The 20,713-nt window shown below is 47.0% G+C and carries 18 protein-coding genes and 4 tRNA genes; 13 read left to right on the top strand and 9 right to left on the bottom strand.

Annotated features, from left to right (window positions below):
* Nucleotides 1–21 precede the first annotated feature (21 nt).
* The 6 genes from CIG75_RS14410 to CIG75_RS14385 all read left to right on the top strand — a co-directional run bounded on the left by CIG75_RS14410 (nucleotide 22) and on the right by CIG75_RS14385 (nucleotide 1,687).
* Nucleotides 22–681 (top strand): CoA transferase subunit B, encoded by a 660-nt coding sequence (locus tag CIG75_RS14410; RefSeq protein WP_094237271.1) that lies wholly within the window; start codon nucleotides 22–24, stop codon nucleotides 679–681.
* A gap of 194 nt (nucleotides 682–875) precedes the next feature.
* A tRNA-Lys gene (locus CIG75_RS14405) sits at nucleotides 876–951 on the top strand.
* Between the two features lie 42 nt (nucleotides 952–993).
* Nucleotides 994–1,068 (top strand) — tRNA-Gly (locus tag CIG75_RS14400).
* A 27-nt stretch (nucleotides 1,069–1,095) separates the two neighbouring features.
* Nucleotides 1,096–1,179 (top strand) — tRNA-Leu (locus CIG75_RS14395).
* A gap of 20 nt (nucleotides 1,180–1,199) precedes the next feature.
* Nucleotides 1,200–1,288, top strand: a tRNA-Ser gene (locus CIG75_RS14390).
* 141 nt (nucleotides 1,289–1,429) lie between these two features.
* Entirely contained in the window at nucleotides 1,430–1,687 is a 258-nt protein-coding gene (locus CIG75_RS14385; protein WP_094237270.1) for a hypothetical protein, read from the top strand.
* Between the two features lie 541 nt (nucleotides 1,688–2,228).
* Here CIG75_RS14385 and CIG75_RS14375 read toward each other — a convergent pair.
* From CIG75_RS14375 to CIG75_RS14365, 3 genes are read right to left on the bottom strand one after another with little or no spacing between them, the layout of a single operon-like run.
* The gene (locus CIG75_RS14375) at nucleotides 2,229–3,338 is read right to left on the bottom strand and encodes a Ger(x)C family spore germination C-terminal domain-containing protein (protein ID WP_094237268.1); all 1,110 of its coding nucleotides are present in this window, start codon (nucleotides 3,336–3,338) and stop codon (nucleotides 2,229–2,231) included.
* Entirely contained in the window at nucleotides 3,335–4,435 is a 1,101-nt protein-coding gene (locus CIG75_RS14370) for a GerAB/ArcD/ProY family transporter (RefSeq protein ID WP_094237267.1), read from the bottom strand. The genes CIG75_RS14375 and CIG75_RS14370 overlap by 4 nt, the downstream gene beginning before the upstream one ends.
* The gene (locus tag CIG75_RS14365; protein WP_094237266.1) at nucleotides 4,432–5,991 is read right to left on the bottom strand and encodes a spore germination protein; all 1,560 of its coding nucleotides are present in this window, start codon (nucleotides 5,989–5,991) and stop codon (nucleotides 4,432–4,434) included. Before CIG75_RS14365 ends, CIG75_RS14370 begins: the two co-directional genes overlap by 4 nt.
* A gap of 538 nt (nucleotides 5,992–6,529) precedes the next feature.
* Between CIG75_RS14365 and CIG75_RS14360 the strand changes: the two genes are divergently transcribed.
* The 3 genes from CIG75_RS14360 to CIG75_RS14345 all read left to right on the top strand — a co-directional run bounded on the left by CIG75_RS14360 (nucleotide 6,530) and on the right by CIG75_RS14345 (nucleotide 9,096).
* A complete protein-coding gene (locus CIG75_RS14360) occupies nucleotides 6,530–6,934 on the top strand; it encodes a DUF4878 domain-containing protein (RefSeq protein ID WP_157729569.1) in 405 nt (134 codons plus the stop codon).
* Nucleotides 6,935–6,950: 16 nt separating this feature from the next.
* Nucleotides 6,951–7,379, top strand: a complete 429-nt coding sequence (locus tag CIG75_RS14355; protein WP_094237264.1) for a hypothetical protein — start codon at nucleotides 6,951–6,953, stop codon at nucleotides 7,377–7,379.
* A 313-nt stretch (nucleotides 7,380–7,692) separates the two neighbouring features.
* Entirely contained in the window at nucleotides 7,693–9,096 is a 1,404-nt protein-coding gene (locus CIG75_RS14345; RefSeq protein ID WP_094237262.1) for a polysaccharide deacetylase family protein, read from the top strand.
* Nucleotides 9,097–9,367: 271 nt separating this feature from the next.
* Here the strand turns inward: CIG75_RS14345 and CIG75_RS14340 are convergent, their stop codons facing one another.
* From CIG75_RS14340 to CIG75_RS14330, 3 genes are all read right to left on the bottom strand, one after another.
* Entirely contained in the window at nucleotides 9,368–11,617 is a 2,250-nt protein-coding gene (locus CIG75_RS14340; RefSeq protein ID WP_094237261.1) for an ATP-binding cassette domain-containing protein, read from the bottom strand.
* Nucleotides 11,618–11,925: 308 nt separating this feature from the next.
* Nucleotides 11,926–12,324, bottom strand: coding sequence for an SRPBCC family protein (locus CIG75_RS14335; protein WP_094237260.1), 399 nt, complete (start codon nucleotides 12,322–12,324; stop codon nucleotides 11,926–11,928).
* Nucleotides 12,321–12,632 carry an ArsR/SmtB family transcription factor gene (locus CIG75_RS14330; protein WP_407701294.1) on the bottom strand — a complete coding sequence of 104 codons (312 nt, stop codon included), beginning with the start codon at nucleotides 12,630–12,632 and terminating at the stop codon, nucleotides 12,321–12,323. The genes CIG75_RS14335 and CIG75_RS14330 overlap by 4 nt, the downstream gene beginning before the upstream one ends.
* A gap of 452 nt (nucleotides 12,633–13,084) precedes the next feature.
* Between CIG75_RS14330 and CIG75_RS14325 the strand changes: the two genes are divergently transcribed.
* Both CIG75_RS14325 and CIG75_RS14315 read left to right on the top strand, forming a co-directional pair.
* Nucleotides 13,085–13,444, top strand: a complete 360-nt coding sequence (locus tag CIG75_RS14325; RefSeq protein ID WP_094237258.1) for a hypothetical protein — start codon at nucleotides 13,085–13,087, stop codon at nucleotides 13,442–13,444.
* 1,050 nt (nucleotides 13,445–14,494) lie between these two features.
* The gene (locus tag CIG75_RS14315) at nucleotides 14,495–15,040 is read left to right on the top strand and encodes a GNAT family N-acetyltransferase (RefSeq protein WP_094237257.1); all 546 of its coding nucleotides are present in this window, start codon (nucleotides 14,495–14,497) and stop codon (nucleotides 15,038–15,040) included.
* A gap of 160 nt (nucleotides 15,041–15,200) precedes the next feature.
* Here the strand turns inward: CIG75_RS14315 and CIG75_RS14310 are convergent, their stop codons facing one another.
* Complete coding sequence (locus tag CIG75_RS14310) at nucleotides 15,201–16,082, bottom strand: LysR family transcriptional regulator (RefSeq protein WP_094237256.1); 882 nt, start codon at nucleotides 16,080–16,082, stop codon at nucleotides 15,201–15,203.
* A 126-nt stretch (nucleotides 16,083–16,208) separates the two neighbouring features.
* Here CIG75_RS14310 and CIG75_RS14305 point away from each other — a divergent pair, with 126 nt between their 5' ends.
* Nucleotides 16,209–17,510 (top strand): purine/pyrimidine permease, encoded by a 1,302-nt coding sequence (locus tag CIG75_RS14305; RefSeq protein WP_227874237.1) that lies wholly within the window; start codon nucleotides 16,209–16,211, stop codon nucleotides 17,508–17,510.
* A gap of 515 nt (nucleotides 17,511–18,025) precedes the next feature.
* Nucleotides 18,026–18,454 carry a DUF1801 domain-containing protein gene (locus CIG75_RS14300; RefSeq protein WP_094237255.1) on the top strand — a complete coding sequence of 143 codons (429 nt, stop codon included), beginning with the start codon at nucleotides 18,026–18,028 and terminating at the stop codon, nucleotides 18,452–18,454.
* Nucleotides 18,455–19,274: 820 nt separating this feature from the next.
* Here the strand turns inward: CIG75_RS14300 and CIG75_RS21470 are convergent.
* Both CIG75_RS21470 and CIG75_RS14285 read right to left on the bottom strand, forming a co-directional pair.
* Nucleotides 19,275–19,403 (bottom strand): hypothetical protein, encoded by a 129-nt coding sequence (locus tag CIG75_RS21470; RefSeq protein WP_265415038.1) that lies wholly within the window; start codon nucleotides 19,401–19,403, stop codon nucleotides 19,275–19,277.
* Between the two features lie 554 nt (nucleotides 19,404–19,957).
* Nucleotides 19,958–20,602, bottom strand: coding sequence for a lysoplasmalogenase (locus tag CIG75_RS14285; RefSeq protein WP_094237252.1), 645 nt, complete (start codon nucleotides 20,600–20,602; stop codon nucleotides 19,958–19,960).
* Nucleotides 20,603–20,713: the final 111 nt, after the last annotated feature.

Here is a 20,713-nt window from a genome sequence, read left to right as displayed (position 1 = left end):
ATCTGAAAGGGGAGCTTACAAATGGCATTGACTCGTGACCAAATCGTTCAACGTGCAGCGCAAGAAATTCAAGATGGCTTCTATGTCAACCTCGGCATCGGCATTCCGACCTTGGTGGCCAATCATATTCCAGAGGGTCTGAACGTCGTTTTGCAATCGGAAAACGGCTTGCTTGGCATCGGCCCGTATCCGACCGAAGATGAAGTGGATGCGGACCTGATCAACGCAGGGAAAGAGACTGTGACGACCATTCCGGGCTCTGCATTCTTCTCTTCCGCCGAGTCGTTTGCAATGATCCGTGGCGGACACATCGACATCGCGATCCTTGGCGCGATGGAAGTATCGGAAAATGGGGATCTGGCCAACTGGATGATCCCAGGCAAAATGGTCAAAGGCATGGGCGGTGCGATGGACCTCGTCCACGGAGCGAAGCGTCTGATCGTGACGATGGAGCATACGAACAAACATGGCGAAGCGAAGATCTTAAACGAGTGCAAACTCCCGCTGACGGGCCGTGGTGTCGTGCATCGGATCATCACCGACCTCGCCGTGCTTGACGTGACCGACGCAGGTCTCGTTCTGCGCGAAGTGGCACCGGGCCACACCGCTGAAGAAATTCAATCGAAAACCGAACCGACCCTGATCATTCCGGCAGAAGGTGTGCAAGAAATTACGGTGTAAGGTGCAGGTGAGGTAAGAATTGGGGCCCCGACCCGTGCGGGGCTCTTTTTCTTCACCAGCAAAAATTGGACGCAATTTTTTTAGCGAAAAGTATTGCATAAGAAAAGTCAAAGTGATATATTAGCTTTTGTCGGAGGCGACATGCTCGCTTCACGACGCGGTTCAGGTTTCCATGATATATAGTAGCACGACAGGAGCCATTAGCTCAGTTGGTAGAGCAACTGACTTTTAATCAGTGGGTCGAAGGTTCAAGTCCTTCATGGCTCACCACTCATCTTCAGGGAAGCTGACACCTTAGTCAGCACCTTACATGCGGAAGTGGCTCAGGGGTAGAGCATCGCCTTGCCAAGGCGAGGGTCGCGGGTTCGAATCCCGTCTTCCGCTCCATTCAATTTTATAGTATACTTTCGATATGCGGTCGTGGTGGAATGGCAGACACGCACGCTTGAGGGGCGTGTGGGGCAACCCGTGGAAGTTCGAGTCTTCTCGACCGCACCATTTTCTATTTTCACACACATGGAGAGGTACCGAAGTGGTCATAACGGGGCGGTCTTGAAAACCGTTAGGGGGCAACCCCACGCAGGTTCGAATCCTGTCCTCTCCGCCATCTCTTACATAGCAAGGATCGAGGCACTTTTCGTCTCACTGCTGTCTTACTTGGAAACCGTTACTCACGCCGATAGGAGCAATCCTGTCGGTTTTTTGCGTCGTTTGGGGTCTATCCAGAGTTAATCAGGGGGGTGGTAGTATGAAAGAAGAGTTGAAACTAGGTTTTATTTTGCTGGTGATTTATGGGGCAATCGTAGGCTACACTGCGTATACTGTCGAAGAGACGGGAATTCTGCTTCTTTATAATCTTTATATTTTTGGGATACCAATTCTAGTGTCCTACTTTGTTGTCGTTTTTGCATATTACTATACATCGAAAAAATTGTTCTTACTTATTCTTGCATTGCTTTTAGTTGGTATAGTTGGCGAATTTTATTATTTGCGATACTATGCGTAGTCGGAATATGGTCACGCAAGGACAGGTGATCTGTTCAACAATTACTTAATTGGTTTTATTTAAAAATTATGATAATATATATGTTTATGGGGAGGTGGAATTGTGCTTTATCTTATTGGTGGTGGAATTTTGATACTTCTTATTTCTCTTTGGTTCGGCATAAACCCGTTCAAATTGATTCTTTTTTGCATTTTTCTCTTTATTCTTTGGCGAATCGGTGTTCTCAATTTAGCGATGTCAATCTTACGGTGGATTGCAATCAGAGTCATTTACTATGGTGAGAAAATATTTGGCAGTGATGACTCAGAAGCTGCACCTTTGCTTCAGGTAATTGACTCTATAGAGGTGCTAGAGGTGTAACAATGCTTGAAGAATCGATGGTTCCGCCGACATCAATCGAAAGTTGGCGGAATCATCGATTGCTCCTCTTTGCACCGGCATGAAAGTCTCCTGAGTGAACCCCTCACTTGATCTCAAATGCTTGCACATCCGACCATCGCTCACCTAGTGGTCGAGGGTGAATTCCAAATCTCTTTTCCTCCTATTTTGTAGTCCCCATCGCGGCAATCTCCACTTTAACCTTCACGTTCACATCCGCCTTCGCGAGAGTTTCTCCCCAGCGCTTCTGTACAGGTTTCCAGTGCTCATATTCAAATGCGCGCGCATATAGTCCAAGTCCGATCGGATCGATCTTCGCTTTTAGAACTTTATCGATGAACATGTCGAACTTTTTTTCAAACTGCTGTTCGATCTCCCGCGTCAGCTTTGTTTCCTCTTTCCTCACATCGATCGGAAACATCAGTTCCGCCAACACCACTCGCATTTTTACATGGATGTCGAATTTGAACTTGTTGTCCGCATAATTTGTCTTCGTCTTCACACTTATGTTCTCGGTAGAAAAACTGTATGCATTTGCAGGGAAAATCTCTCCACGCGGTCGATCGGCAGCTCTATATGTAAATTGAAATTCCCCTTTCGTCTGATGTTGCAGGATTCGAAGCAATCGGTTCTCTTCTTCCCCGATTGAAAGCTTGTACTTTCCCTCCTCATCGAGCAGAGCAGAGCCGATAACGAATAACCTCCCCTCTTTGCGCATTTCGGCGACGGTTGCGGTCATCCCCTTTTCAAGAGTGACGCGTCGGAGATCTTGGAGCGTTGTTTTCACGCTAATATTGCGTTTCGTAGCTGTATCGATCAGCTTTAACAGATAGAGCGGGAGACGCGGTTTATCCTTTGGCGCATATTGTAGGACTTCGGAGGAAAGCCCGTCCACCATCACGATCCGCACATTCAGCGTGTTTTTGGGATCCCGCAAATAGGTCGAGAGCAATTTAAACCAGTCCTTTTGCTGCATCACGCGTTTTCCGATCAGCAGAACTTGTGTTTTTCCTCCGGTGGTTAAAGCCATCACTGTTTTGTCGTCTTCATCCCTCGATTCTCGCAGCGTGATCGCTTGTGTTGTATACTCTTCCTCCTTCTCCTTTGATTCTTTGCTGAATACCGGACTGGATGATGAAAATACCAAGTTGTTTTCTTCATCGAGATCAATTCCGACCAGCAGTGACATTGAGATGTCTTCGATATCGATTTTGTCCTTGTATCCCTTTGTCAACAATAATAGTGCAGCAAATAGGATCAGCAACCTCCTCATCCGGCTTTCCACCTCCTGTACTTTTCAAATCCTGAGGTATAGACGAGTAGAAGAACAGGCAAGGCGTACATGATGCCCATCCCAGCATTGCCTAACAGCGTCGTCCAATGCTCCGCCTGAATCCACGTCGGCTTCACCAAATAAACACACACGATGGCCAACACAAAATAGACAAAGGTGTGCGAGCTGTGATCCTGCTTCTTGAAAAGAAAGCATGTGGAAAAAACGGTACAGTAAATGTAAGCGTTCCATGCCCTTGACACCACGATCAGATAGATCGCCAGAAAGATCATATCAACCCGTTCCACAAACCGAAATTCGATCGACTTGAGCAAGCTCAACACAGGTTGGTTCAAAGACGTGATCTCGTCCGGTGAGTAAAAAACGAAACAGATGATGGTGACGTACAGATATAAAAACATCGTAATGGTGTTCGCAATCAACATTCCGTGAACAGCATATTGTTTTTTCTTCAGGAACGGGTAAACAAACAAGAGAACTTCATGTCCAGCAAAAGCGAACACCGTCTTTGGCAAGCCGAATAGGATGGGCTCCCAACCTTCTTTTAACACGGGAAGCAGATGAACCCAGTGTCCATGCTCAAGCGTCGCTAGAAAAATTAAGGGCACCCACATCATCAAGTAAAAAATGAACTCTGCATATCGGGCTTGAATGCGTAGTCCATGCCGCACGACAAGATAACCTGGAATCGCAAATAGAAGCAAAATCAAATATCCAGGCGTTTTGGGCAAAAACCATGCTTTGATGAAGAGCATCGAATTGATCATGATGATCCAGCCAAAAAAGGCGAAATAGGCGATCAAAGGAAGAAGAAGCAACTTTCCTAGCCATTTTCCAAACAGGTAATTGAACAGGTCGGGCAATGCAAAGTCTGGGTACTTTCTAAGCGTTAGCAAGATGACCCAGCCGGCCAAGCAATTGATCCCCCAAGCGATGAGAAGGTTCACCCATCCATCCGTTCCACTCTTTTCGGCGAGCACCCTCGGGAGCGATAAAATCCCGGTCCCCACTTGAGCTCCTTGGATCAGAAAAATGTACTGCATCAAGGTGATATCATTCATCGCATATTTGTTCATGATTCGTCCCCTTTCGGCCGCTTTGTGCGCATCCGTTTGTCCTGAGCCGGTCTGGCGCTTTTGGGGCGATCGGTCATCTGCCAAAGTGGGAGTCGGACGAACGTATCTTTCATATCCGACCACCGGAAAGGAGCCAACGGACTTCCGTAAGGGGTCCCGAGCGATTCCAAAGCGATCAGATGGGCAACCAAGGTCATGAATCCGATCACCATTCCGATAAAACCAAACAGCGAAGCCATCAACATCATCGGGAAGCGCAACAACCTGACGGCCATCCCCATGTCGTAACTGGGAAGAATGAAGGAAGCGATCGCAGTCGAGGCCACGATGATCACCATGATGTTGCTGACAATACCAGCCTGCACAGCCGCTTGGCCCACAACGATGCCCCCGACGATGCCGATCGTCTGTCCGACCGGCGCAGGAAGCCGAATTCCAGCCTCGCGCATCATTTCCAATGTGATCTCCATCAGCACCGCTTCCAAAAGCGGTGGAAAGGGGACACTTGCTCTCGATTCGGCGATCGACAGTAACAATTGAAGCGGGATTATTTCATAGTTAAAGGAAATAACCGCAATGTAGAGAGCTGGCAGCAGCATGGCGATCATAAAAGCAGTGAAGCGGAGCAGTCGAATAAACGATGCGATCTGCCAGCGCGTGCTGTAATCATCCACACTTTGAAAAAAGGATGTAAAGGTGGCGGGAGCGATGATCACGCCGGGAGAACGGTCTACGATCACAACGAAACGCCCTTGCAACATCTGGGATACAGCCGAATCGGGGCGCTCGGTCATGATAAACTGAGGGAACGGCGAATGCGGATTGTCTTCAATATACTGGGCCAATTCCCCCGTATTGATCAAAGCATCCACATCCACTTTTGAGATTCTCGTCTCCAATTCCTGAAGAATTTCCGAATTGGCGATATCCTCCAAGTATAAGATCCAGACTTTCGATCTTCCGCGCTCACCGACCGTTTGTTCCTTGATTCGAAATGCTTTGTTGGGAAGATACCGGCGGAGGAGCGCGATATTTTGCATGCCGGTTTCCACAAATCCTTGATGAGCACCTTTTAGTGAACTTTCCAGTTGAGGGTCTTCGATCGCGCGCTGTGGCCAACCTTTCGTATCATAAATCCATGCTTGCTGTTGTCCTTCGAGGAGCAGCGCACTTTCGCCCTCGTAAATTGCAGCTACCACATCGTCCCATGTCGAAACTGTACGAACGCCGCTGATCGATGGGACAGGCATCCCTTGTTTCGCATCGGGTAGATTTTGCATCATCGGACCCAAGATGTGGTTGTTGATCGAATTTTTATCGGTTAAACCGTCCAAATAAAGCAGAGCAACTGGCGCTTTCTGAGCACCTGCAACAAAGCGGTAGATGACCAAATCGGGAGAAAGCGGGAATAACCGTTTGGCTTCCTCGATATTTTGAGACAGATCCTTGGAGAGCGAGTTTTGATTCGCAAACTGATTTTGTGGCCGTTTAGATTTTGATTGTTCTTCCTTTTGTTGATATCGATTTCGATTGAGGATTTTGGAGAAAAAGAACATGAATTACAATCCCCCACTCCGTTCAGTTCCTTATTTTGTATAGAATAGATCGAGAGGCAGGAATCTATGCATGAGAGGGGAGCTGAAGATCGAATGGGTGAAGGACATGTATCGGAGGTGCGGGGGCACACGGGTATTTCGTAAAGTATGGCATGGCCGGGGACAAGCCTGTCTCCAATTACTCCGCCATACGATGAACTGCAAGGGGTCATGAGGTGTTTCACAGCTTGTGGAAGTTCCGCATGGGCCCATTTTTGTTATCGAGTTCGCGCAGATTGTGGAATGTCCCATAGGCTTCACTGTGTTGAAGATTTTGCAAATGTCACAATTTATCAAGGATAATTAGTGGTACTGATCTAAACCCGTAAGCTTGATAAGATTTTCATGTTGAAGAAAATACTCGCCATGCTATAATGATAAAAAGAACATTTTTATGTAAAAAAATTTTTGTTCAATAAGGTATACGCGGGAGCTACATAGACCTGCACAATCTCACACAGCAGCTACCCTCCTACATAAATCTAAAGGAGTGATACATTTGAAAAAGAAAACTGTATTCGTAGCATCATTTATTGCTCTAGCAGTTGCTGGCGGTCTGACTTTCGGTAGTATCAATTCGCAAGCGTCATCAACAGCAGAACAGGACGCACGATTAACGTTTGACAAGTATATTGCTGCGGTCATGGATGGCAACGCCGAAGATATGATCAAGTATACTGATGATCAGCGTTTCCTTGACGAATCTAGTAAAGAAATCGCATACGAAAGTTTGGCAAATGATAAGGACGTACAAGAACTGGAAGTCCTTAACTTTAAAAAAATTGATGGCACACACATGATTGCTTCAGTTCGTTTCAAATCAAAGTACTCTGGTGTGCACCAAATCGAAATGCCGGTTGTGAAAGCAGGCGATGAGTGGAAGGTTGTAATTGAAAAACAGTAAAGGGAGATTCATCGGAATGTTAAAAAGAATCAGTATGGTCGCAGTAGCTGTCGGAGTATTGGCATTAACTGCGAACACAACGTTTGCAGCTCCTACCTTGTGCTACTACTCGTTCAACTCACCATGGGGTGCGGGGTCGTTAACCAGTCCAATTACAAGTCCTAAGTTTAAAGTTACCAACTCTAACGCCGTCGTCACCATAAAAGGCTGGCAAGACACTCCGTTCGCGGGCACTCCAAATGTCTATTACGATCTAATGAGGGTGGAAACATTCATTGACACTCAGGTCGGAAGAACAAATATCAGAGGGATATATCCTAAAAATGGTACATGGTATTCTTATACTTTTTCTGGTGCCAATACAACCAAGGATTACTACATCAAGATGTCCCCCAACTCTTCAACTGGAATGGACGGGGCAGGCAATGCTTATGATGGCTACTAGTAGATAGCAAAAAAGTTACTACACTTGGAAACTGTCACTCGCGCCGATAGGATCGATCCTGTCGGTTTTTTGTGTTGTAGTTGACCATTTGGTCATCTTTTGGACAGGTAGTTGCGCCATCTTTTGGTTCAGTCGCATCGGTAGTAACAGTGATGCCTCACGGGCACCGTTCGAAAGGTTTTTTTCATGGAAAAATTTGATTACAAATGCCCATCCTCTATCATCCACAGGGTATGTTATACTAGCTTTGTTTGAAAATTTATTAATGACATTTCGTTCAATAACGACCAAGGAACCGCAGGAGATTTGATAGATGAAACCTAAAAAAATCACGTATATGACTGTAACTGTGCTATGTATCCTCTTACTACTCGCTTTTGGTGGACTAAGCTTGAGAGCGGACTCGAAGAGTGAAGGGAAAAATGTAAATCAAACAGAGAAATTGACAGTGGAGTATTCGAAATACCCAGGTCTTGACCTCATTACAGATATATCAGAGAAAGAAAAATATAAAATTGCTATACACTATCCGCAGTTTACAAGTAAAACATTGAACGCCGAAATCGAGGGATACATCTCGGCCATTAAAAAAAGATTTTTAACATCGGTTGACGAGAATCAGGAGTTCATCAAGGATTATGCTGCTACTTTGAACTTGACGATGGAAATTTTCCAAACGACTCAAGATACGTATTCCATCGTTTTTTCAGAAGAAAGTTATGTGGCGGGCGCGAATGGGATGCAAAAAGCAAAAGTGTATGTGGTAGATTTAAAAGATGAAACCTTTATTCCTCAGACACAAATCATAAAAGATACAAAAGAAAATCGAGAACAACTATATACGCTCTTACGTGAAATGTTCAGGCAAACCGATTATGAGAGCTTCTTGTTTGAAGAATATTTAAAAGAATGGGCAATGCACAATCAATTCTCCAACCTGTATCTAACAGATAAAGCTGTCGTATTTAAATATGATAAGTACGAAGTAACGGCTGGTGCAGCTGGCATGCCCGAAATCTCGATCCCTTTAGAAAAGATGCAAAGCATGCTGACCGATGAATGGAAAGATAAATTAAAGGTGAATCCGCCGAAAGAAGAAGGGAAAGTTCCTTCGAAAGATGAGCCGACCAAAGAAGTAGGAAAAACGGTCGATCACAAACCTGCAGGCGGTAAACGAGTTGCCATTACTTTTGACGATGGGCCGCATCCGAAAAACACGTTGAAGATCCTCGATTTATTGGATCAATATGATGCGAAAGCAAGCTTTTTCATGCTCGGAAACAGGGTAGATTTCTATCCGGAGATCGCTCGGAAAGTCGCGGAAAAAGGACATGAGATAGGTAATCACACATGGAATCATAAGGACCTTTCGAGAATCAATCTAGAAGAAGGGATTCTGGAAGTCGAAAAGACCAATGCGATCATCCAAAAGACGACGGGGAAAGCAGCAACTGTGTTCCGTCCGCCGTATGGAGCAGTAAACGAAAAAGTCCAAACCGCTACGAACAGCCCTGCTGTTTTGTGGACAATCGATACATTAGACTGGAAATCACATAACCCCGATGAAATCTTAGGCATTGTGAAAGCAAACGTTCGTGACGGTTCGATCATTCTCATGCATGATATTCATGATACAAGTGTAGAAGCGGTAGCACTGATTCTGAACTATTTAAAATCGGAGGGTTATGATTTTGTGTCGGTTTCTGATTTGCAGTAACGTACCTTTGTCGATTGCGTTGCGTTGATGTGCCCCTTAGAATTTGTGACCAAGTTAGCCAGAATCTTTAATAGCTTGAAACCGTAGCTGGAGATAAAATTGGAACACCCGCCCTTTTGAACGCAAAGAAAGCGGGTGTTTTTTGAGTGTTTTCATCATAGCCGAAGTACTCAGCTTTTCGTTTAGCGAAACAGGTGATCCATAACACGTTCGACAACGAAGTTGTCGCCTACAGATTTGGTCACATGAATGCCGCAAAGGTGGATCTCTATCATCTGCTCAGATACTTGCTGGTAAGAGAATTTTTTGCGCTTAAAAGCTGTTGTGGGGTGCCTTCGAATATGACTTTTCCGCCATTTTTGCCGCCTTCGGGCCCCATATCGATGATCCAATCGGCGTTTCTGATGACATCCAGGTTATGTTCGATCACGATGACCGTATTTCCAGTATCCACTAGGCGATTCATGATTGCCAGTAGATGGGTGATATCCGACATATGCAGTCCGGTCGTGGGCTCGTCCATGACGTAAATACTGCCCTTTTTATGCAATTCGCTCGCCAACTTGATGCGTTGGCACTCACCGCCCGACAGTGTGCTGAGCGGCTGGCCGAGTGTCAGATAATCCAGACCGACGTCACTCATGGCCTGTAGCTTGCGATTGACTTCTTTGATGTCAAAGAAAGCGAGGGCTTGTTCAACGGTCATCGCTAGCACATCGGCGATCGATTTATCGCCCAGTTTGTAGGCCAGCACCTCTTCTTTGAAGCGTTTGCCACCGCATACTTCGCAGGTTGTTTTCACGTCGTCCAAAAATGCCACGTCCGTATAAACAACACCAAGGCCTTGGCAGTTTTCACAGGCACCCTTGGAATTAAAGCTGAACAAACCGGGTTTCACTTTGTTGGCTGATGCAAAGGCCTTGCGCACATCGTCCAAGATGCCTGTGTAGGTGGCCGGATTCGAACGGGTAGAGACACCGACAGCCGCCTGGTCGATCACGATCGCATCGGGATGCTGTTGCAAAAACACTTCGTTGATCAATGTGCTTTTGCCGGAACCTGCAACGCCTGTCACGACGGTTAATACTCCCGTTGGAATATCGACGCTAACATTGTTCAAGTTGTGCAGAGTAGCGCCGACGACAGACAGCTTGCCCGTAGCCGGACGAAACTGGTCCTTGAGCGGAATCGACTGTTTCATATGGTTGCCGGTCAGAGTATCGGCCTGAAGCAGGCCGGTAAAGCTGCCTTCGTAAACAATGGTACCGCCGCGGCTGCCAGCAAAAGGGCCGACATCTACGATATGATCGGCTACTTGAATCACATCGGGGTCGTGTTCGACAACAATGACAGTATTGCCTTTATCGCGCAGTTTTTGCAGCAATTCATTGAGTCGGTGTACATCGCGGGGATGCAAACCAACGCTCGGCTCATCAAAAATGTAGACCACATCCACGAGACTGCCGCTCAGGTGTTTGACCATTTTGACACGTTGTGATTCTCCACCGGATAACGTGTCAGTCTCACGGTCGAGGCTGAGATATTCCAGACCGATATCGGCCAGGTGCTGCAGTCTTTCCGTCAATGCTTTTACCATAGGAGCCGCGGTCGGATCTTCGATTTCCTTGATGACCTCAATCAGCCGACCTACCTCCATAGAAGATAGTTCGGCAATATTGTTGCCGTTGATTTTACAGCTGAGAGCCGCTTGGTTGAGACGAGCGCCACGGCAAAGGTGGCATGGGCCTTCGATAATAAACGGCTTCACCATCTTCTGGGTGCGCTCCGACTTCGTTTTGAGATCTCGCTTGATGTATTTGCCGCTGAATTTCTCAATGATGCCCTCGAAGGTAAAGTTTACAGCTTTCCCTCCGACATTCATTTCAACTTTATGTGGTTTGCTGTACAGCAGCTGTGCCATTTCTTCCTCGGTGTAATCGGCAAGCTTTTTGTCGTTATCAAACAAACCTGTCTGGGTACAAATGTTCCAATCCCAGCTGTCAACGCTATACTCGGGAAGCAAGATGGCGCCTTCGTTGAGTGATTTGGATAGGTCCAATGCTTTCTCCATATCAACACCAAGCTTGCGGCCCACGCCGTTACATTCCGGGCACATGCCTTGCTGGTCGTTGAAGGAAAAGGCGTTGGCGTTACCAGCGTATGGCTGACCTACACGCGAGAACAGCAACCTCAGTAAAGGTGCAAGATCGGTGATCGTGCCTACGGTCGAATGAGAGCCGCCACCCAAGCGTTTTTGATCGACGATAACCGCCATGCTAAGATTTTCGATCGCGTCTGCATCCGGTTGCGGAAAACGCGGCAGAAAGGTGCGGACGAACATGCTGAAGTTTTCGTTCAGCAGACGCTGGGATTCGGCGGCTATGGTATCAAAAACGATCGATGATTTGCCGGAACCGGACACACCTGTAAAAATGGTGATTTTGCGTTTGGGAATGCGCAAAGATACATCTTGAAGGTTATTTTCCCTAGCGCCGCGGATTTCGATATATTCTTGGGTCATGAGATATCTTCCTTTACTCGTATTCAGATCCTGATCTGTTGAAGCGCCGCAAGAGAGCGGTTAGACAGAGCGCTTGCTCCGTGCTCAAGGAAATTGGTTGCCTTTTTTGGAAAAAGGGGAGTCGCCCGCAAAGCAGATGGAGTTTCGTGGTGTCTCCATTCCCGAAATCAGATCCAGCCGACATACGTGTAAAAACAGATCACGTGATGGGCAATCGATACCATGATGTGATCTGTTTTATGATGTTCGGCTCCCTCATTCCCCTTCATTTCGCCTTGGGAGGGGAGATGTTGTAGTACCGAATAAGGTTATTGTTCCAACACTTTTTCAAGCTCTCCGCCCATTCTCATCCAGCCATACTTAGCGCCTTCGTTTGCCTGTGCGTTTGAGATTCCAGTTTGTTCGAGATGAAGGTTAACCTTTCCATCCCCTAAATCCTTCAGTGTCCAGGTGACCGTGTTTTCCTGCCCTGCGCTGTTCCACGTATAGGACAATTTGTGTGGTTCGTCCACGATAAGCACTTCGCTCTCAATAATTCCGTCCCAGCCTCCGATCGGCTGCGCGCGAAACTGAAAACGGTGTCCAACGACAGGTTTAAAATCATTTTCCATGACCCATTTGGCAAGTTTGCTTGAATCGGTTAAAGCGGACCAAAGCTTCTCGATCGATGTCGTGTATTGAAAATCCAAGGATAATGTGAAACTCATTCTTCTTCCTCCTCTAATAGTTGGTTCAAGCGCAACATATTTGTAGTCCAGAATTTGCTGTAGAAAGCAACCCAATCTTGAATTTCTCGGAGTGGAGTGGGATCAAGCCTAAATAGCGTTTCTCTGCCGACTTTTCGGTCAAGTACCAGTCCGGCATCTTTAAGAATTGTCAAATGTTTGGAAACTGCTGTACGGCCCATTTGAAACTGTGATGTCAATTTGTGAAGAGGTAACTCTTCTACATCTGCCAATAGACGAATCAGTTCACGTCGAGTCGGGTCGGCAACAGCAACGTACACATCCCTCATTTGATTGGTATCGGTCAAGATCACCCTTCCCCTTACTTTCACGTTATGAAAAGACACCGATTGGTGTCTGGTTCATAATAGGACACTAATTGGTGTCGTGTCAAGCAGAGCCGACTAGTAACGTGACAGGGAACTTCTGTCGTTCCTTTGGTGATTAGGGTTTTGCTCATGTATGCTCCTTATTCGCAGGAATTCATTACTTGGTAGAGTTTCAGGAACTGGTTTACTTGTGTAAGATGGAGTTGAATGCAGGTGGTCTGACATAATCGAATTGTGTGGTTATAAGACAGCGCCACGAGAACCATGAATGTTGCTCAATATTCCACGAATGATGGCTATTGGGGACTCGATCGAGGATTGAATCGGAACTTGAGAAACGAGTAAACGAGAACGGATGGGCTTATCTAAAAAAATTGAGTACAACATTATTTACAAACCGGAGGTGTATTAAAATGGCGATCAGTAATAAATGGAAGATTGTATCGATAACTGCTGCATCCTTACTTCTTACAGGTATAGTAATTAGCCAATCAACATTGGCTGATCAGATCACAAAGAAGGACACAAAGAAAAAGCTTCAAGAAGATCTGGAAGTATACAAGGGAATTATGCACACGCATACATATTATAAAGACTTGGTCAATGACCCAGTGCACGGAAAGGCTTACGAAAGAGCGTACGGAATTTTGATGATGAAATTCAAAACCATCGAACGGATTGAACGTGATTTTAATGAAAACAAAAAAACTGCGGAAGAACTCCTCAATGAGCTTGAAGAATTGATTCATATTAGAGAACTGGTAATTGAGTAACTTGTAATTTGATTGCAGAAATAGTTTCCCCGCAAACAGCACCACACCGTTCGGATCTTCCACCGTCTCAAAGCGGAGCATGAATTTACTGGAGGCTCTGGGAGCGTAAGATTATTACCGGAGTCTTGACGAAAACAGAAGTCAGTGGAATGCACGCATCTTTTGAAAGGGAGTCAGAAACTGGTTGCATGCCTTGAATGTAGGAAATTGTTGCAACTGTGACGAAGAAGTAAAAGATTGGAAATAGGAAAAGGAGGTAAACAGTGGTGTTGATGGGTTTTTTCTTACTACTTTTGTTGTTTTTAACCGCAATTTCTTTCACGCTTGCCTTTCTCAAAAGGTCTTGGGTAGGGATGCTGATAGGCGGACTTATTGTACTTCCCCTTGCTTGGTTCATGAGTCTATACCCGCCGTTTCCGTGGGCGATTTATGTCCCGCTTATCTACCTTATCATGGCTATTTTTTTATTTTTCCGGAAATAATGTTACCAATCCTCCAAAAGGAGCCTGATATTCATGTGATAAATCGGGCACAGTTGGAGGATTTTTTGTTGTATGGTTCCGTAACACGGCTGTAGGGCAAATGTTCGTGTTGGAAAGGCGTAACGTACCTTTTTCAAACCAACACTAAAGAGCCTTTCCTGAGTTCACCCTGTATGCAAAAATATTTTTAACAGGTAGACAAAAATCGCAAAGAAAATTATCTCGAGTATAGAGTTTAAGAAAATGTTTTTCTCACGTCGCTTTGCAGATAGGTTTCTAATAAATACAAAGCCAATATACCCCAAAATAACAAATTCGATGTTCATCATAGATCAAATCCACCTCCAAAAAAGAGAGGGATCAGCTCTCTACGAATTGACTGTCCAAGTAGTAACTTTTACACTTTGATCAGGCGACAAAGAAAATCCTTGCGTGCTAATCTAACGGAGCAGGCTATCAAAGGGTTCGTACCCTTCTTCTGTTCCACACGTTTAACATAGCAACGAACGATGTACTTGCAGTCAAGTGACAGTCAGCTACCAAAATCCAAGAATGACAGGAGTTTCTTATGATCATAAACGAACAGGAATTTTTCGTGAAGGGCCAACAATACGTGATTCGATCCGCGCGGGAAGAGGATGCCAAAGAACTGTCCGAAGTAAGAGTTCAGATCGATGGAGAGACGGAAAATATGGATCGAGAACGAGGTGAGGCATTCATCGATGAATCAGGTTTTACACAGATTATCCAAACGGACACGGTGAGTACGCGAAACTTATTTTTAGTCGCTGTCGTCGAGAATCAGATCGTGGGGTTCTCAAGATGTGAAGGAATCTATTTATCTAGGTTTGCTCATAAAGTGGAGTTTGGGGTATGTGTAGTCAAAGATTTCTGGGGATATGGGATCGGGAAAAATCTGTTACAGGAATCGATTTCTTGGGCCGATGCCAACGGCATTAAGAAGATTACCTTGAATGTTCTGGAGACAAATGAGAAAGCCATCAAGCTCTATCAAGATCTTGGCTTCGAGATCGAAGGTATCTTAAAAAAAGACAAAATCCTTTCGGACGGTAACTACTATAACACGGTCATGATGGGAAGATTTATGGAGTGATGGCACTGGCGGTCCGGCAACACCATGCAGGCTCGCATCTGTTCGCTCCACCACAAGTAGAAAATAGGAAGGGTCCATGGCAGATTTCCACAGCATGTGGAGCGAGCGCATGGACCCTTTTTCTTGTCTCTAATGCTTCAGTAGCCGCGATGAGCACTCTCTACGTCGAACCTGAACAAAGCGCGATGAAGTTCTGTGCCGTTTTCGATATGAAGTGGTCTTTCAGCCAGATCAGCGCAGACGAGGTGAAGAGATCGGCTTCTGCGATCTCGTAGGCATGAACAGCGTGTTTTTTGTGGAACTTAAGAACCGATTGTGGCACGACGGTCGCACCGAAGCCGGACGCGACAAGTTCGAACAGCGTCGGAATATCTGAGCATTCGCAGATGAGATTGGGGGTGAGTCCAACTTGGGCAAATGACTCGGATATCATTCGGTAGACGCCCAACCCTTCTGCACTCGGCAAAATGAGCGGCGTTGTGCTGATCGCAGCCAATGTGACGTTTGAATGGCGTGAGAAAGCGGTGTCCTGTTTGGCAGTGACAAAGCAATAGCGCTCCGTCTGTAACGGGAGGAACGAGAAGTCGGACAGATCGATGGGCATTCGGACAATGGCCAGTTCGACAGCCCGTTCGCGCACCATTTTAACCAGTTGGGCCGATTCGTTTTGACGAATGGAATAGGTGATCTTTGGGAATTTCAAACGAAAGGCAGACAAGAGCTGTGGCAACTGGTCATCAGAAAATGTATTCACACCGATCGTCAGTTTGCCCGCCAGCCCGTGGCCTGTTTCTTTCACCTCGATAAGCGTATCGTCAAACTGCTTGATGAGGGCGACCGCCCGGTTGTACAGAAGCTGCCCAGCCTCGGTCAACTCAAGTGTTTTCCCGCTACGCACGACTAGTGGTAGGTTGAGCTCTTGTTCCATCAGCTTGAGCTGCTGGCTGAGCGGAGGTTGAGCCATGTGCAGCTTGCGGGCGGCGGCAGTTATATTTCGTTCTTCGGCGATGGCGATAAAATAGCGAAGCTGACGTAGATCCATCGTAAGCTCCTTTTCTACTATATGATTTTCATATGGTGAACGGATAAACCAAATATTTTTCATATAGTATATCCCGTGATAGTATGATCGTACAACATATCCGTCTGAAAGTTGAGGGTCGTCTGCGTGAAGCTCAAACAATCATTTGGCACGGTGCAGTGGTTCATGTTTCTTTTGGCCAACTCCGTTGCGATGCCCATCGTGTTCGGTGGGCTGTTTCAATTGTCGTTGGAGGAAATCTCGTCGCTGATCCAGCGAACGTTTTTCATCGTCGGAATCAGTTCATTTTTGCAAGGCTGGATCGGTCACCGGCTACCGATTGCCGATGGACCGGCTGGCACGTGGGTTAGTTTGTTCGCTGTGTTGGCCGACATTGCGATCAGGCAAGGTCAGAATCCGCATGATACACTGCCAGCGCTGTCGGGCGCTGTTTTGATTGCTGGTGTGTTGCTGTTCGTCCTTGGCTTGGCCAAAGTGACCCACAGGCTGGCGTTTTTGTTTACACCGCTCGTCACGGGAACGTTTCTGCTCATCTTGGCGATCCAATTGAGCGGAGTTTTTATGAAAGGGATGTTCGGACTTACGACTGGACAGGTTGCGACCAATTATGCTGTCACCGGTTTGGCCGGAGGAGTCTTTGTATTCGTCCTGTTGCTCTCCTTGCTTGGAAAAGGGGTCTTCAAACAATATGCGGTCATGATCGGGCTACTCACCGGATGGCTCCTCTATGAGTTGTTGGGGCTGCGGACGGCAGGCATTCCATTCAATACGGGTGAGGCTTGGCTGCAAGTGCCTGGCGTTTTCGTCTGGGGCATACCAAAAGTGGATCTCAATATTGTGATCGCAGTCGTATTGTTCACGTTCATGCTGGTTTCCAACTCGGTTGCAGCTGTCACCGCTGTGGAGGAAGCGACAACGGCTTCCCCAGCCGATCGACCCAAGCGTTTAAACCGCGGAGGTATCATCGGTGGCATCTCGCATGGACTTGCCTCCGTATTCTCGACGATCGCCGTCGTCCAGTTACCCGTTTCTGCAGGCTTCATCCGCATGACCGAGCAGCGAAATGTCAAGCCGTTCCTTTGGGCAGGCATTTTGTTTGCAGGCCTTTCGTTCTTTCCTTTTGTTGTGAAAGGACTGGCCTTGCTACCTGGACCGATCGCCAGCGCCGCATTGTTGACGACCTTCGTTCAGATGGTCGGGATCGCCATGCAGGGCATCACGCGAGAGCCACTCGATCAGCGCAGTATGAGCATTTTGGGAATCTCGCTGGTCACCGGTGTAGGGCTGATGGCACTACCAGGAGCTGCGTTTCAAGCGCTTCCTGCACCGTTTCAGTATGTTTTAGGCAATGGATTGTTGTTCGGCACAGTCGTGGCCATCTGCCTAGAGCAAATTTGGAGGAAGGCGAATGTGCCGCGTGTGTCATAGGGGGCAAACCGTTCAATCGGGCAGTTTTGTCCTCTGGGATGTGGAGTTATGTAGGTAACGAACGCTCAAATTGAGCGCCGCAATCATTTTTTTTATGACGGAGCGGACAGGATGGGTGATGGTTGGTCACGATCACGAATGGGTCCGCTCCGTCAATTTAGTCGTTATGTACCAGAGGCAGAACTCAATAATAAGTGAAAGATCGACGATTACGTCAGGGACTGTTGTCCTTGGCGTTTTTTTGTGAGGATGGAGTGATTGTCATCACCTTGCACTCTATTTCTTGAGTAGGCTTATCCGTCTTGATCCCGTTTATACTGCTGTACGCGACGTGCATCAGTAAGGAAACTTCCCGACGTTTTTTCGAGTGGATGCAGGGACAGTTTCAGCGTGCTTTGCAACAGATCGAAAGAGGCGCTACAGGATTACCGCGGGAGCAGGTCGAATAAAAATGTGAATCAATACAACAAACATAAAAGAACCAATCTAAAAGAATGGAGTGTTGAAAACCTCACATGGCGTCGAAGCGAACAGTCGGCAAGCAATCCGCAAAGTTGGATGGTCATCAACAAGTCGTTGAATTTTTGAAACAGCTTGAACATCCGCTCAAGGCGGAGATCGAGGAAGTCCGATCAATCGTGTTACAGGCAAAGGAAGGCATTACTGAGCAAATAAAATGGAACGCACCGAGTTTCTGTTTTCAGAATGAGGATCGAGTGACGTTCAATTTGCAAGGGAAGGGTTTCTTTCGACTGGTCTTTCATTGTGGAGCAAAGAAGAAAGCACAAGCCACAGCGGGGCGTTTGTTCCAAGACAGTACAGGATTACTTGAATGGGTCGCGGACGACAGAGCGATCATAAAATTTACCGATCGGAACGATGTGGAGGCTAAGAAAGACAGGCTTGCCGAAGTCGTGGTCAGATGGCTGGAAGTGACGAGCTGACGATCAGCATCAATTCCGCATGCTCATCGATGGAATACTGATCGCTTCATATCTGCAATTCCTGTGCGGGTGAACTGTTCGCTACGATGAAGGAGCTTTAAATAAAAAAAGCGACTCCACAGCCTAGGAGTCGCCATCTTGGATCAAATTATCTGATGGGCCGGGTCATCGGCCGAGGAGCAGGGCAGCCAGGATCGATGACTTCGGTTCTGCTTTCAGGTTGCGTATAATACTTCGGAACGTTCACGATGATCTGTCTGTTTACTCGGATGACGGGCTGAATGATCGGTACTTCGCGTGTGATATAGCAATCTTTGTATTCGTAGATCGGCGGGCAAACAATTGGTGGGCACTTTTCCAAGCGAATCTTCCTCCCTCATGAATTTGTTATACAGTACCTTATGAAGTTGAGGACACGCTGGTCACGGACAACTATCATGAAAAATGTGATTTGGGTGTGAACAGCCCATATCTGATACGTGCATGCCCGCTCGATACTGACGAGGATTGCGTGTTCAATCGGGTGAGGAGCGGTGCAGGTGGAACGGAAGCATTGCTTGGGAACTTTAAGATGAGGTATGTGCAAAACACAACGTAGTGATGATGTGCGCACGCTTCATGGCAAAAGCTCTCTATGAATCTCATAGAGAGCTTTTGCAATCGATGAACGTATTCAGATTAGTAGCCTGCACCGCCGCCGTAACCAGGAACGAGCAGGAAGAACAGGACGAAGATGATCAGAAATACTACCGCCCAACGAGTGTAGCCGCCAAAAGTACCGTACATAGATTTCACCCCCCGTTAAGATCTTAGAAAAAAGTTAGTGGCACTGTGTCGTGGTCGTTGTAACCGGATAGCAGGTCGGTACAACCAGGATAAACAGTACGAAAATGATCAGGAAGACGACCGCCCAACGAGTGTAGCCGCCAAATACGCCATAACCGTCCATATTCCCACCCCCTCTCAATCCAGTTAGGAAACGTTATTACCACCAAAGTCCACCACCCCAGAAACCGGCGAGGCCAAACCAAGGTAGGAAACCAAGACCGAGTCCAAAGAACACGGGATCTGCATTCATCCCATCCTCTTTGTTGTGAAGGTCAAGGTGTTGGAAGCTGGTACCGACTTGATCCGCTGAAGCGTAACCCGCTCCATAACGGATGTACATCCCTTGGGGAGTTACCGAGTGCAAGATACCGCGGTGGACACTCCCATTGTGATGTGCCACTATCGGCTGCCCAACGTACCGCATGGCATGCTGTCTCAAATCCATTCTGTTACAAACCCTCCTTTCTCGTTTTGTCGCAAAGAAAGATGGTCGTGAACAAGTAGCAACTGTCAAACTGACGCTTCTGTTGTACTACTGCAAGTTATTAAAATGACGGGGTACAAGGAACGGCATTTGACTAGTTCGGAGAAATTTGTGCGGCTGTCACTCCTGTCTAAGCACGCACCAAAAAGAAAAAAGCTCTCCACGAAGGTCGTAGAGAGCTTTGCCATTTCTTAAAAAACGGAGAGTGCCAGCAAGAGCTGCGCCGCATAATAGGTCACCATGACGGCCAGTTCTGCGAGGAGTGAAGATTTGAGAAATCGATTCCAAGCGAGGATACAGTCGGAAATCATAAACAGCACCGAACCTGCCAATACCCACACATCGCCTGTCATGACGGCGCGCCATACCATGATCAGAATCACGAGCGTGTAGCAAGCGACGGCGATAAACATGCCTTGGCCCCCGGAAGTGATCACGCCGCGACGTAAGATCGCAAGGTATAGGAGTCCGATCATTGCCAAAACGATTGTCACACCGATCGGTGATTCTGATAATGCAGCCACTGCTGGATGAGCTGTTTCCTGTGCTGTAAATGCCGCGATGTAGCACAGATGGGCGATCAAAAAGGAGACCAGCCCCGCCAAAAACCGATCGCTTGGCAACACGAGAAACACATCTCCCGCCAAGGAGAAGACCAAACCTGCCAACAGCCAGCGCTCGCTAACGTCCCCAAAATCGACACCGAACAGCGCCAGCGCGATGATCACAACCACCGTCAGTGGCTTCCACAAATACCTTGCTTTCGTCCAGCCCCGCGCGATGGCCAACAGGTCGATCAATCCGCTTCCGATGGCCGCACTCGCCAGTAATAACATGTAGATAACCTCCCGTAGAAATAACAAGCATCCGGTTGCAGAGCGAAGTTGGTTGCATCCTTGCCAGCGTGATAGGAGTCTACACAGAGGAGAACTGCGATGCGTTCAGTC

This window comes from Tumebacillus algifaecis (assembly GCF_002243515.1).
Classification (GTDB): domain Bacteria; phylum Bacillota; class Bacilli; order Tumebacillales; family Tumebacillaceae; genus Tumebacillus_A; species Tumebacillus_A algifaecis.
Note: the sequence above shows the minus strand (reverse complement) of the source record. Positions and strands in the feature narration are given on the sequence as shown.